Source organism: Niastella sp. sgz303648, from assembly GCF_059587045.1.
Genome location: NZ_JCAPSW010000025.1, coordinates 80,930 through 94,438, shown reverse-complemented (window position 1 = coordinate 94,438; position 13,509 = coordinate 80,930). Strand labels below are relative to the sequence as shown.

General features: G+C 44.0%; 9 protein-coding genes. 4 read left to right on the top strand and 5 right to left on the bottom strand.

Annotated features, from left to right (window positions below):
* Nucleotides 1–10: 10 nt before the first annotated feature.
* Genes AC59IL_RS36725 through AC59IL_RS36715 form a run of 3 tightly spaced genes read right to left on the bottom strand, consistent with a single transcriptional unit; the run spans nucleotide 11 to nucleotide 4,611 of the window.
* Nucleotides 11–1,402, bottom strand: coding sequence for an FAD-binding oxidoreductase (locus AC59IL_RS36725; protein WP_496557235.1), 1,392 nt, complete (start codon nucleotides 1,400–1,402; stop codon nucleotides 11–13).
* Nucleotides 1,403–1,416: 14 nt separating this feature from the next.
* Nucleotides 1,417–2,511, bottom strand: a complete 1,095-nt coding sequence (locus tag AC59IL_RS36720) for a 4-hydroxyphenylpyruvate dioxygenase family protein (protein ID WP_496557234.1) — start codon at nucleotides 2,509–2,511, stop codon at nucleotides 1,417–1,419.
* A 21-nt stretch (nucleotides 2,512–2,532) separates the two neighbouring features.
* Nucleotides 2,533–4,611, bottom strand: coding sequence for an aminotransferase class I/II-fold pyridoxal phosphate-dependent enzyme (locus AC59IL_RS36715; protein WP_496557233.1), 2,079 nt, complete (start codon nucleotides 4,609–4,611; stop codon nucleotides 2,533–2,535).
* Nucleotides 4,612–4,962: 351 nt separating this feature from the next.
* Between AC59IL_RS36715 and AC59IL_RS36710 the strand changes: the two genes are divergently transcribed.
* From AC59IL_RS36710 to AC59IL_RS36700, 3 genes are read left to right on the top strand one after another with little or no spacing between them, the layout of a single operon-like run.
* Nucleotides 4,963–5,658, top strand: a complete 696-nt coding sequence (locus tag AC59IL_RS36710; RefSeq protein WP_496557232.1) for a response regulator transcription factor — start codon at nucleotides 4,963–4,965, stop codon at nucleotides 5,656–5,658.
* Nucleotides 5,659–5,701: 43 nt separating this feature from the next.
* The gene (locus tag AC59IL_RS36705; RefSeq protein ID WP_496557231.1) at nucleotides 5,702–7,459 is read left to right on the top strand and encodes a carbamoyltransferase family protein; all 1,758 of its coding nucleotides are present in this window, start codon (nucleotides 5,702–5,704) and stop codon (nucleotides 7,457–7,459) included.
* Nucleotides 7,460–7,490: 31 nt separating this feature from the next.
* Nucleotides 7,491–9,578: a hypothetical protein gene (locus AC59IL_RS36700; RefSeq protein WP_496557230.1), complete on the top strand. Its 2,088-nt coding sequence runs from the start codon at nucleotides 7,491–7,493 to the stop codon at nucleotides 9,576–9,578.
* Nucleotides 9,579–9,587: 9 nt separating this feature from the next.
* Here the strand turns inward: AC59IL_RS36700 and AC59IL_RS36695 are convergent, their stop codons facing one another.
* Nucleotides 9,588–12,044, bottom strand: a complete 2,457-nt coding sequence (locus AC59IL_RS36695) for an ABC transporter permease (protein WP_496557229.1) — start codon at nucleotides 12,042–12,044, stop codon at nucleotides 9,588–9,590.
* 197 nt (nucleotides 12,045–12,241) lie between these two features.
* Between AC59IL_RS36695 and AC59IL_RS36690 the strand changes: the two genes are divergently transcribed.
* The gene (locus AC59IL_RS36690; RefSeq protein ID WP_496557228.1) at nucleotides 12,242–12,934 is read left to right on the top strand and encodes a response regulator; all 693 of its coding nucleotides are present in this window, start codon (nucleotides 12,242–12,244) and stop codon (nucleotides 12,932–12,934) included.
* 20 nt (nucleotides 12,935–12,954) lie between these two features.
* Here the strand turns inward: AC59IL_RS36690 and AC59IL_RS36685 are convergent, their stop codons facing one another.
* Complete coding sequence (locus tag AC59IL_RS36685; RefSeq protein WP_496557227.1) at nucleotides 12,955–13,494, bottom strand: 4'-phosphopantetheinyl transferase family protein; 540 nt, start codon at nucleotides 13,492–13,494, stop codon at nucleotides 12,955–12,957.
* Between the last annotated feature and the right edge of the window lie 15 nt (nucleotides 13,495–13,509).

Sequence of the window (13,509 nt, the reverse complement as noted above, 5' to 3'; positions counted from 1 at the left end):
TTGTTAAGTTTCAATCAATATCCAGCAAGAGTTTTCCCGGATTCAGGGTTCTTGCCGGATCGAAGACAGATTTGATCCGCTTCATGAGATCCAGTATTGGTAAATCGAATTGTATTGGCAGGTATGACTGTTGAAGACTTCCGATACCATGTTCCCCCGATATGGTTCCATCGAGCGCCACCACTGTTTTATATATTTCCTGCAGCACCAGATGGGTGGTTGGTGCAGCAGTATGCTGATGTGCCTTTGGAATCAGCAACATGGAGTGAATGTTTCCATCCATGGCATGGCCGAAGCATACCAGTGGAACGGAATAACGGTTCCGGATATCTTCCAGCCTTTGCAAATACCTGTATAGCGCAGCAGGAGGAACACAGGCATCTATATCCCTGTAGATCCAGCCATTCTCCGTCATCGCGCGGTTAATGACCTTCCTGATCTGCCACAGCGCTTCGATCTGTTCCGCATCATCGCTTAATACGGTTCTGCATGTGTTGATGGTCTGTGCCATTTCAGTTACGGCGCTAATAGCGCTGTTGATGGAGCTCCTTTCGTTCTCTTCCCATTCAACAATCAGCAACGCCTCAGGACCAGCACCGACCAATGGAAAATCTGATGGCAAAAAAGGAACAGCCAGTTCGATAGCATCCTTTGTAACCAGCTCCACCGCACAAGGAGCGGGATATATGGAACTAACGTCGAGCACCATCCGGCAGGCGTCTGCCAAAGATGTGAAGCTCATCATCAAAGTACTCCTGAATGCCGGCTTTGGCATAATCTTTATTACGGCTTTTGAAATGACCCCTAAAACACCTTCCGATCCCACAAACAGCTTGGTTAAATTAAAACCCGTAGCATTCTTGTGCACATTGGCCCCGGTTTGGAAGATCTCGCCCGATGCGAGCACCACTTCGAGATTGAGAACATGATCCACGAACGTGCCATATTTGCATGATTTGATGCCAGCCGCATTCTCCGCGATATTGCCACCGATAAAAGACTGAGACATGCTTCCGGGCGTCACCGGAAAATACATACCTTCTTTTTCAACGGCATCACAAAAATCTTTTGTTATAACGCCAGCCTGAACAATCGCAAAACGATTTTGTTTATCCACCGATAATACCTTGTTCATACGCTCCATCGAAATCAGAACACCTCTTTTTACAGGAAGAGCTCCGCCCGTAACACCCGTGCCGCCGCCACGCACAGTAACCGGTACACTATACCGGTTGCACGTACGCAAAATTTCGGACAATTCATGCACTGACCCGGGCTTTATCAATACATCAAAAGCGCTGTCGGATCCGAACGACTCATCCTTTCGATAGCACGCTGGCGCATCTTCTCCGCTGGTGATAAAAGAATTGCCGACTATATTCTTCAAAGCTTCGATTATCATCGTTGTTTGTTTATTCATCCGATTTTAGCAAGCTCTCTTTCTTCCGCCTTCTTTAATACATTGATATTTTTGAGCGCAAAACCCTGATAGCCATTGACCCGCTGCACAATTTCATACAGGAAGAAGGGTTGGTCTCCATAGGGCCTGATGAATTTTTGAAGTAGAAAAGAATCTCCTTCCTTATCCATCAATATGCCGAGCTTTTGCAGTGCATCGATATCCATGCTTATGTTTGGATATTCCTCCCTGAGCAGGTCATAGTAGGAATCGGGCACACCGACGAGCTCGATATCTGCCAACAGCAGCCCCTCTACGGTAGAAACTATATCCTCCGTGGCAAATGCAATGTGATGAATACCGGCACCGAACGCATCCAGATTCTCCCTTATCTTTGAACGGGTGGTAAGCTCCATAGGCTCCGACATCACCATCGTGATAGCTTTATTATCAGTCTGGCAAATATTCATAACCATACCCGTTTTATTATCTTCAGTATGGCCAACCTGCTGTACAACTTTCGCAGCTATGGCAGCCTTTATATAATTTGACCAATAGCTGACCTCATTGGTTCGCAGTTCACTGGCAATATGATCGATTGCCGTAAACCGGGGTTTCGCAGTATGTTTTGATTTAACAGGCTTAAACCCGGGCAGGAATGCACCTTTGTAGTGACTCCTGTTTATAAAACCCAGCTCATGATCACCGAACAGCCTAACCGAAGCCGATTCAATATGACCGTTTTCGTCAGCTATTTTATGCACACCGCTTACAGGTATCGCCCCCGCAGCCACCACCCGATTGAAAGTTCCCTGTACATCGTCACACTTCAGAACGATGCGTTTTACCCCGGTATAGTGATTACCAAGAAATCCTCCTATCTCCGCATCTTTTGCGATTCCCTGCGTCGAAAAGGTCGATGACAATACCAGCCGTATATCTCCGCTTCGCAGAATGTAAGAGGAAACATTTCCTGAGCCGGTTTCACTCCCCTTGTAACCTTCGACAGTGAATCCGAGCCCGGCCGTGTGCCAATACACAAGCGGCTTCGCCATGGGGGCATATAACTCTATATAATCGATGGTAAATGGTTCCGGATTATCTGTATGCATAAAAAGATTTTTAAATAATGATCACCTTACAGCCAACTGTGCTTCCTGTAAAACTGTTTGCATAGCCTTCTTTTTTAGAAATTCCGAAAGCCTTGAAATGCCCGTAGCAATTTGTTCCGGTGTCAGGTTCGAGAAAGTGAGCCGGATCTCATTTCTAACACCAGGATCCAAATAGAAAAATTCCATAGGACAGAATATCACCTTATAATCCCTTGCACATTCAAGCACATCTTCGTTCGATATCTCAAAAGGCAGCCTTACCCGTATAAAAAAACCGCCGTCGGGTATATTATAAGAAATACCGGTTGCCCAATCGAATGTGTGCCGGCCGATGGTCTCGTGCAGACATTCGGCGATCTTGTCGCGTTTGCGTTTATAAAAATTGAATTTTTCAGACGTGATGCGGCTCAAAGAGCCATTGCCCTGCAGGAGAACGCCGGCCGCTATAGCCTGGCTGATCCCGGATGTATTATTGGTTATCTGGGCTTTCACTCTGGCAAATTCATCGCTGAGCGGAGACAACGTGCCATCGTTGTCTTCCAGTTGCTGATCAGCGACTATATATCCCAGTCTGAGGCCCGGAAACAGCGACTTCGAAAAAGAACCCACAAATAACACGCGTCTGCTGCGATCGAGCGATTTGATGGTCGGATGTATCGTTTGTGTATAGGTCAACGTATTGTATACGCTGTCTTCAAGAATCAGGAAATTATATCTCTCCGCCAGGTCGAGCAGTTTAAGCCGCTGCAGTACCGGCATCGAAACACCCAAAGGATTTTGAAAGTCGGGTATTACATATACGAGCTTTACCCGTTTGCCGGCCTCAGCGTAGGATCGGATTTTCTCTTCCAGAAGATCCAGATCCATGCCTTCCGGGGTCATGCGCACGCCGTCTACCTGATATCCGAACAAGGTGGCGAAACCGCTGGGACCGATATAGCCCGGTTGTTCAACGAGCATAACGTCATTCTCCCTGTCGATCAGTGCAGAAATAATAATTGCAAAAGCTTCCTGTGCACCAACAGTCATCACTATATCCTCCGCTCCAGCATGAATATCACAGTCATTTTTCAGGTATTCGGCTATCAGCTCATTTATCATCCCCTTGGTCTTCCCATATTGGGCGATCTGACCAACCACCTGGGTCCGGTCCTTACCCGACTTCTCCATCTGATAGCTTACGAATGTTTCGAAATTCTTAATATGCCCATCTACATCGAACAACGATTCATCCGGCTGTCCCGCAGCGAAAGATATCGCATCCGGGTACCGGTATTGAATATCATTGAGGAACAGGATCGTATTCTTGAGTCCATTCCGCAACGCCTTGTTAATAGGATAGTCAGACAAAACCTTTTCGGGACAGGTATGGAGCCTGTCGTGTTCAAGCTTCATCTGCAGTTTTGAAACACAATTGAAAAGGTCGTCGAAATTGTCGATGGCGAAATATTTCTTCTGTAACTGAAACGGGTCATAAGGCGTTTTAAATATTTCATCCACATTAAAGGGCAATTTTGGGATTTCCTGATTATACACATTTCTGACCTCCGAGTTGGAAGTCAAAATAGCGCCGCCATATGACCTTAGCTCATTATTTTCGTGAATGACGCCCATTTCATAAGTATACCAATAAAGTCTTCCTAATTCTTCCACAGCCTGTTCGTCGTCAATATACTTCAACGCAAGTGTGCTGAATTCCGTAAGGAAACGGTAGAATTTCTCACTGGTCAATAACGGCACATGGCCAAAAACGTCGTGAAAAATATCAGGTTGGGAACTAAAATCGAGCTCATGCGGTTGCCGGATAACTACAGTTACCGGATACTTCTTATTGATGATCATGAAGAAAAAATCACGCGTTGGAATCAGACCGCTCACGGGAATAAGACTCCATCCCGAGATGGCGCTAAGTGTTTCGCTCAACTCTTCAATTCTGACGATTTTCTTTTGATCGAGATTTAAACTTTTGAAGCCGCTTTTATATTCTTCGGAGGCATGTTTATAATTATACTCCATATGTCTTTTGACAAGCTTTCGCCAGGTTTCATGAGCTTCGGCGCCATAAGAATCGTAGTCCTGTTGAATTAAGTAGTTATTCATAAATTGACTTTATAAAATAATATGCGAACAGACCGTTACGGCATAACGATATCTGCCCGTGTAAACAGGTAATTTAACATCGGTGTTTTAACATAATCGCAGGGACAAGACAACACTGAGAACAGCAAATAATTTAAAAAAATTATTCTCAGATGAGCCCGAAAGACCCTCTCCAGACTTTAAACAGATACATAGCAATCAAGGATGGGTTCGAAAATACTTGCTCTGAAGGACTTCATCCTTCGGAAGTCTATCAAAATATTTTGCGGGTTTTACTATAATTCGAAAGGCAATATGTCCATAAATTAGCAAAGCTTACCCAAATTAACCCAACCAGTTAACGTACCAGGTATGACAAAAAAAACAATTAACCTTGCCCTCGTCGACGACCATACGATTTTCAGGAAGATACTTTCAGACTATCTCTCACAAAATAATTTCAGGATTACATTGCAGGCTGCCGATGCAACCGATTTCCTGAACCAACTTGAAGCAACCAAAATAGACATCGTTATAATGGATCTCTTTATGCCGAAACTCAACAGCATAGACGCTATCAATATTATACGGCATGAATTTCCTGAAATGAAGATTATTATATTATCGCTGTGTACAGACATAAAAGTAGTAAGTAGCCTATTAGACATTGGGATACATGCATATGTCAGCAAGTCGGAAGATCCAAAGGATCTCATCCAGGCATTATTAGCGACAACGGAAGACAAGATATTCAGAAACGAACTATATACAGAAGCTTTGTTCTTCAGCAAAGAAATACCTGAAAAGAAAGAAAAGCGGCAGTCTGTCATTTTAGACGACCGGGAAAAACAAGTAATACAAATGTTATGGGAAGAAAAAAGCAACAAGGAAATTGCGGGAAAACTGTATTTAAGTATTCGTACAGTTGAAAAGGTTCGCCAGGACCTGAAGGAAAAGCTGGAATTCAAATCAAATGCCGGGCTCTTTAAGTATGCGCTCAGCCAGGGAATAATATCCTTCCAAAAAAACCAGGTGAACCATCTTGAAATGAATATGATCAGGCGATAACCGCCTCATTCGAAACGCAACAGCCCATTAATATAAATTCATTATGAGTCTTAATATCGTCGGCATATCTGCATATTATCATGATGCAGCATGCTGCATTCTCAAAGAAGGACAATTGGTAGCCGCTGCGGAAGAAGAGCGCTTTACCAGGATCAAAGCAGACCCATCGCTGCCGGCGAATGCGTTCAAATACTGCCTTACCGAGGCCGGCCTTTCCATAACCGACATAGACTGCATTGCATACTATGAAGATCCTGTAGCCAAATTGGGACGACAGCTATGGAGCGGCGTACTGGGCCGGCAAAAAAATGTACTCTCCTCCGTGGACCCAAACCGGGTGCAACGTCAAATACGCAATATATTGGGATTTGAAGGAGATATTCAGTTCGTCGATCACCATATGTCGCATGCTGCCAGCAGCTTTTATTTTTCCGGATACCGGGAGTCTGCCATTCTTACCATGGATGGCGTCGGTGAATGGGATACGACCAGCTACGGGTTCGGAAACGATCAGGGCATTGAATTATTCGAAAAAGTACAATTTCCTCATTCGCTGGGGATCCTTTATAGCACCATTACAAGTTACCTGGGATTCGAAGTAAACGAAGGTGAATACAAAGTAATGGGCCTTGCTCCATATGGAAGACCTATCTACTGCAATAAGATCAGATCGATGATCACAAGCGGAGAGAATGGCCAGTATCAATTGCAGATGAAGTACTTCAATTTTCCATTTGAGAACTGCATGTACGCACAATCGCTGAGCATACTATTAGGCAAACATCCACGTAAGAAAGAAGACAAAGTTGAGCAATTTCATATGGATGTTGCCAAAAGCCTGCAGCAGGTATTGGAAGAAATAATATTGGAGAAGTGCGATTATCTTCACAAGAGAACGGGAAGCTCAAATCTTTGTATGGCGGGCGGAGTCGCCCTGAACTGCGTTGCCAATGGGTTGATAAGAAAAAAAAGCGCCTTTAAACAACTTTTTGTACAACCCGCCGCGAACGATGCAGGTGGGGCGGTGGGTGCAGCTGCTGCAGCCTTTGCCAGGCTTACCGGATCCCGTATACCAGTAAAAAAGCTTTCTCACGTTTATTTGGGGCCTTCTTATGACAAATTGGAGATCGAACGAATTCTGAGATCTACGTCTCTTAAATATCACGATCATTCCGGACAGACGAAAGAACTCCTGAGATCAACTGCACAACATATCGCCAATGGCAAGGTAATTGGCTGGTTTCAAGGCAAAATGGAGTTCGGCCCCAGATCTCTTGGATGCAGATCAATCCTGGCAGATCCGCGGGACCCGGTCATGCGCGATAAAATAAATAACCTTGTAAAGAAAAGGGAAGCTTTCAGACCCTTTGCACCCGCAGTCATCGATTCAAAAGTAAACCTTCATTTTGACATCAGCCATGAGTCACCTTTCATGCTTGAAACCTGCCAGGTCATATCGCATCTGGATCTTCCCGCCATTACACACGTAGACAATTCAGCCCGGGTTCAGACAGTTTCTCCTTCGACCAATAAATTGTTTTACGACCTGCTGGTAGAATTCGAATCCATTACCGGGTGCCCGATCCTTCTCAATACCTCTTTTAACGTCAAAGGAGAACCGATCGTATGCTCACCCGAAGATGCCATCAAATGCTTTATCCATTCAGACCTTGATTATCTGATTGTGGGAGACTATATTATCGGCAAAGATGAAAACGACACCGAGCTGTTAAAACTCATCATCAACACCGACGTAACATCTACCATAGGCATAAGGCATGACGTATATACATTTGTTTAAAATCTACCTTGATCTACCTTAAAGATATATCATGGAAAAATTATCAGACAAGCGGCTAAAAGAAATTTCTACCGAACTTGCCAAACTATTGGCCAGTGGTTTTAGAGAAAACGACCGGACCTCCCAATTGTTCGAAGAGCTTGCTAACAGTTATACAACAGCTCCTTCCTCCCCGGTTCCTGTAAAAAAGGCGGCGGCAAAAGAATGCCGTGTGGGTATATGGAAACAAATAAAAGATACGGCTTCTGTATTCTACGAAAGAGACCCTGAACTGTCGGCCGAATGGCCGCTTTGGTCGGCTAAGCATCGTATATACCCGAAAAGGAATAAAAAAAGGATCTTATTGCTGGGAGAGTCGGTTGCCCGCGGCTATTTTTATGACCCTTTCTATAACGTATCAGCGGAGCTGGAAAGCATTCTCAATAAGAATTCGAACAACAACGAAAACGAGGTCATTGATCTTGCGCAAACCAGCCAGTCGTATGACGGATTACGGAAACTGATCACTTCCTGCGCACAACTCGATCCTGACGCAGTAATAATATTTGCCGGCAACAACTGGATCGGAACGCTCTATAAAAGTCTTTGCTTCGAAACATATGCTCAAATGCTGACGGCGTTTCGTGCAGAATCTGTTCGCGGGCTCAGCATGTGCCTGGAAACGCATTTCAGCAACCTGATCGTCGATCTGCTTTCTACTATCAGATCATCGCTGGCAGACAAAAACATCCCGGTCATATTTATCATTCCCGGCTTCAATATCATGGATTGGAGAAGCGATCCGGTTGGAAAAAATCTGCCATGGCTCCCTGACAATAATGCCGGCAAATGGCTGGCAGCCAAAGAAAAGGCACAAAATGCCCTGACCAATAACGACTACGATGCCTTTGAAAGCAATTGCAAAGAAATGATCGGTCTCGACGCATTCAATCCACTCCCCTACGAATGGCTGGCCGATTACTATATTGCCAAACACCGATGGGTCGAAGCAAGATCATGCCTCAATAGCAGCAAAGACACAGCCCTTATCAACCGGGGCGGCAATACCTATCCCAGATGCCTAACCGTATTATCCGCAACCATTCTCGAACATGGCCCCCGTTTCGGAATCACCCCTGTAGACCTGAACGCCTTTTTCGATACAGCTGCTCCCAATGGACTCTCCGACAGAAGTATCTATCTGGATTATTGTCATTTAACGGTCCGTGGCATAAAACTGGCCATGGAGCATGTTGCAGCAACATTGATCCCTATATTATATAAGGACCTGCCATTGCGTCCGATCGGGTCATCGGACCTACGGCCTGACGATTCCGTGGTATCTGCCGCACATCTGTGTGCAGCCATCCACAATGCACACAATGGACAATCGTATGATATTGTCAAATACCATTGTGAACAGTCGATCATGCATGATAGTGATATCAGGCACGCCATGATACAATATATCGATTTCGCTACCCGACGCTCCGGTACCATACTCTGCAAATCATTTGAAGACATTATCAAAGGCGGAAAAATGCGTCAATACGAAGGAGGGTTTGCGCTTAGACCGCCGCGGGGACGCAAGCTTCTCGACGTGGAGCTAATTAGTGCCATGTGCCATTCTCTTAAAAGAGTTAACATCCATATGGAAGATAAAATAAACCAGCTTAGACTCGGGGAACATCAAATAGGACCTCATAAGACTGATCTCCTGCAGCCATGCTACATCAGCTCGACGTACCTTGATTTTACCAACGAAGAAACGGGCCACTACCTGCAGGCAAGGAATATATCTACCGAAATTACCTTTGTCGCAGACGGCATGCAGGATATTTCGTTTGCATTCACCTACAGAACGCCTAATCGCTATTATCCCAGGTACAAGATCAGCATCACCGCAAACCAGGGAACATATCTGATTCATGAAATACCTATGAGCGATAAATGGAAAAATGAAAAAATGATTCTTCCGAAGAAATGTATTTCTCCGGGCGTTAATAAGATAAGGTTTACCTGGCCATATACCTTCGAACCATTCCGGATAACGGATCAGCCATTGAATGAAGCCACTTTTCAAAATGCACTCGTGCCGGTGCTCGGAGAAATAAATTCTCTTATTGCGGTAGCCGTATGACCATCTCCGTCATTCAGACCGCAGGCTTTTCACCGGATTCATAAAAGCTGTCTTAATTGTTTGAAAGCTAACAGTCAATAGGCCCACAAGCATGCCGAGAAAACCTGCCATCAGAAATACCGACAAACTTATACTGATTCGGTAAGTAAAATCCTGGAGCCAGATATGCATGAAATACCAGGCTATCGGCGATGCGATCAAAATCGATATGAAGATCAGCAGAACAAAGTTCCTGCTTAATAGAAAAGAAATCTGGATAGCACTTGCTCCCAGCAATTTTCTAATGCCGATCTCCTTAGTCCTTTGCCGCGCCGTGAACATAGCAAGGCCAAACAACCCCATGCATGAAATGAAGATGGTTAGAAACATGGCGCCGTTCATCAATGAAGCTGTTTTTTGTTCTTTTTCATACATTGCGGCAATAGAATCGTCTATAAAATGATAAACAAAAGGAGTATTGGGAAAAGTTGTTTCCCATTCCCTCTTTATTTGAGCCAGCGCATTCTCAAAATTACTCAGTTTTTTACCCCGTGTCGCCAGCCTGATCGCAATGCCGGGTTCTGCCGCGCCTCCCTTTTCAATATCCGCCATGATGACGGGCTTTATAGCCTCCCTGTAAGAATATTGGTGAAAATCAGCGACCACTCCCGTAATCGGAAATCCATGATCGCCCAGAAACAGAAACTTGCCCAGCGCATCTTTCACGTTGGCGCAACCAATGGCCTTGCACAGGGTTTCATTTACAACGAACGCCTTTAAACTGTCGGATCTCCGGATGTTAGAGCCTGCCAGCAATTTCATCTCATATAAAGGAATAAAATGCTCATCGCCGAGCTGCATAGCTGCTACCACGTCGATGTCATTCTTTCCATGATACTTCAAAGGCAACATCGTATGCATGTCGGTTGTTGGCGTGAACGATTGCCGGGCCACCATACTAACGCCCGGCAGCAGGCTCAATCTGGCAACAAGTAATTCTGCTTTGCCAGTCGTATCTCCCCTGTCGGTATCGATCGACAGTATGGCATTGGTAGTGAACCCAAGATCTTCATTGCGCATGAAACTGATCTGGCTTTCGATCACGATCGAACTTATAATAAAGATAAGGGAGATCGTAAACTGAAAGACGATCAGTCCCTTTCGAAGCCACAGCTTCTCGTTGCCTTTCTGAGGACCACTTCCGCGGAAGCACTCGACCGGCAGGTAAGACGCCACGATCCTGGCAGGATAGATTCCAGACAACAGTGTTGTAACGAGCCCCAGCGCAATGGCAAATCCAAAAGTCGTAAATGAAAAGAAATGATACCCGACCTGCTTCGGAATGAATCCGGCCAGCATATGCAATACAGGCTTTACAAAAATCAGAGAGAGCACGAGTGCCATGAATGTGAGCATACCCGTTTGCAGCAGGAACTGTGATAGCAGGCTTAGCCTGCTGCTTCCCAACACCTTCCTCACGCCGATCTCCCTGGCCCGGCTAACCGACATGGCCGTTGACAAATTGATAAAATTGATGATCGCCAGCAGCAATATAAAAACGGCGATCCCTACCAGTACGTAAAGCGTAGGCAAATGCGCCTTGGGAATGCCATCTTCTACCTTTCCGTTAAAATGTATATCCGACAATTTCTGAAGCGATACAGTATACTTTATACCCTGCTCAGCATGTATATGATTTCTGACCAGCGCTGCCAACTGCCCATCTATCCCTGATGACTTGACGCCATCGGCAAGTTTTAGCACGGCTCTCGAATTCCAGGGAACTGCCCCTCCATCCCATGAATTCAGATGGATATCATTTCTCAATTGTCCCGATTCTGCAGTACTTAATGAGATGAACTCGGTGAATGGAAAATCCGTACTTTCCTTCCAATCCTTTACAACACCGGTAACGGTGAGATTCAGCGAGTCATTGTAAATCAGGTTGCGCCCTATGACCTGATCCGGAGAAATATCTCCAAAATATTTTTTGACCCTGCTTTCTGTAAGTACCAGCCTGAACGGCTCGTTTAGAGCCGTGGCAACATTTCCCGCCAACCAGTTAAAGGTGAATATTTTAAAATATTCGGGAGAAGTAATGATAGTGGAAGCAATAGGCGCATCCGGTAACTTATTGTCGAATTTGGAGACACCGGTTTCATTGCCAGGCAGCGATACCGTTGCATCGTATAGATAATACGGAGCCAGCGCCTCTATTCCGGCTATGCTATTACGCGCCGTGGACGGTAAAGCCGGAACTACAGTGCCTTCAGTATGCACTTCGCCATGATCCTGGCGTTCCGTGATTATGCGGTAAATCCGGTCCCCGTTCTCATGGAACTTATCAAAAGTCATTTCAAAATGGGTCACCATATAAATAACCAGGCACGAACAGATGCCGACCACCAACCCGATGACATTTATAAATGCGAACATCTTATGTCTCATTATGTTGCGCCAGGCTACTTTCAAATAGTTCTTGAACATGCGTTGATTTTGAATTACAGGAACTCCCCCGTCGGAGGGGCTGTTCGTAAAATTAAATAATTGTAACCAGCAATCAATGCCGGCTCCCCGTGATAGTAATGCCAATTATTTCTGCGGGTATTACGAAAGTTTATTACTTCAATATCATATATTTTTATTGCCCATACTGATCAACACGCATTAAAACCTTATTAAATATGATTGCTAATTTCATTAACGTGGCAGTGGTAGACGACAACAAGCTTTTTAGAAAAGTACTTTCAGATTTTTTATCACAAACAAAAAATATCAGAATTACCATACAAGCCCAAAATCTGATTGAGCTAATAGATAAAATTAAAATTTCAAAGCCCGATATTGTTATCATCGATTACCCGCTGGGTGTTATGAATTGCCTCGAGGAAACAATAAGTTTAATAAACAAATATTTCCCCAGTATTAAAATAATTATGCTATCAATGTGCACTGATATAAGTGTTATCAGCTCATTATTGGATCTGAATATTAATGCTTACATTTCAAAGGATGAAGACCCACAAACCCTTATTGCAGCAATTGAAACAGTTTACCAGGGTAAAATTTATCGCAATCACCTTTTTACAGAAGCCCTTTTTCTCAACAAAGTGATAAATAACAGAAAAAACGGCACGAAAGATATCCCTATCGATGAAAGAGAAAAAGACATAATCCGGTTGCTTTGGGAAGAAAAAAGTAATAAGGAAATAGCAGGAAAAGTTTACCTCAGTGTCAGATCAATTGAAAAAATCCGCCAGGATCTCAAAGAAAAAATCGGATACAAATCAATAGCGGGTTTGTTTAAATACGCCTTGTCGACCGGAATTATATCTACAGGTACTTCGCAGGTTGCCAATGAATTTATGAATGTTTAATTTGACTTGCAGTAACCAACTTACATAACCGGAATAACAGAATACTGACCTGTAAGGTTGATGTCAGTGACCAGAGAAGCGGCATATCCGTCCGCTATAAATATGTTCTGAAGATACCATGGATGATCATCGATAACAACACAATTACCAGTTACATCAATATTCTTTAAAGGTATATTGATGCCCCGGCCATCTGCTTTAATAAGTGCTTCTTTTCTGGTCCATAATTCATAAAATGTGGCAGATGGTTCTTTGCTGTTAGTAATCAGATCCCATTCAGTTGAGCAGAAGCAATCTTTGAAATCGCTTATATTAATTTCATTTTTCTGCTCGATATCTACACCCAGTTTCACTTTTTCACTTATGGCACAAACAGCATAAGTGCCGGAATGAGAAATATTGAAATGCAGGCCAAAAGGAAAATAGGGTTTGCCATATGGTTCAAATTGAAGTTCTTCCAATTTGAAATGGTCATACCCCATTTTCTTCAATCCTTCCAGCAAAGCAATTTTCCCTAAAAGGCAAAGGTGTTTATCTCTTTCAAATTTTAATTTATCCAATTTACTGATATACCA

Bases quoted from the DNA above. Each gene is read 5' to 3' on its own strand.
- AC59IL_RS36690 (WP_496557228.1), top strand. From the start codon at position 12,242: ATGATTGCTAATTTCATTAACGTGGCAGTGGTAGACGACAACAAGCTT.
- AC59IL_RS36715 (WP_496557233.1), bottom strand. From the start codon at position 4,611: ATGAATAACTACTTAATTCAACAGGACTACGATTCTTATGGCGCCGAA.
- AC59IL_RS36725 (WP_496557235.1), bottom strand. From the start codon at position 1,402: ATGATAATCGAAGCTTTGAAGAATATAGTCGGCAATTCTTTTATCACC.
- AC59IL_RS36710 (WP_496557232.1), top strand. From the start codon at position 4,963: ATGACAAAAAAAACAATTAACCTTGCCCTCGTCGACGACCATACGATT.
- AC59IL_RS36700 (WP_496557230.1), top strand. From the start codon at position 7,491: ATGGAAAAATTATCAGACAAGCGGCTAAAAGAAATTTCTACCGAACTT.
- AC59IL_RS36695 (WP_496557229.1), bottom strand. From the start codon at position 12,044: ATGTTCAAGAACTATTTGAAAGTAGCCTGGCGCAACATAATGAGACAT.
- AC59IL_RS36705 (WP_496557231.1), top strand. From the start codon at position 5,702: ATGAGTCTTAATATCGTCGGCATATCTGCATATTATCATGATGCAGCA.
- AC59IL_RS36720 (WP_496557234.1), bottom strand. From the start codon at position 2,511: ATGCATACAGATAATCCGGAACCATTTACCATCGATTATATAGAGTTA.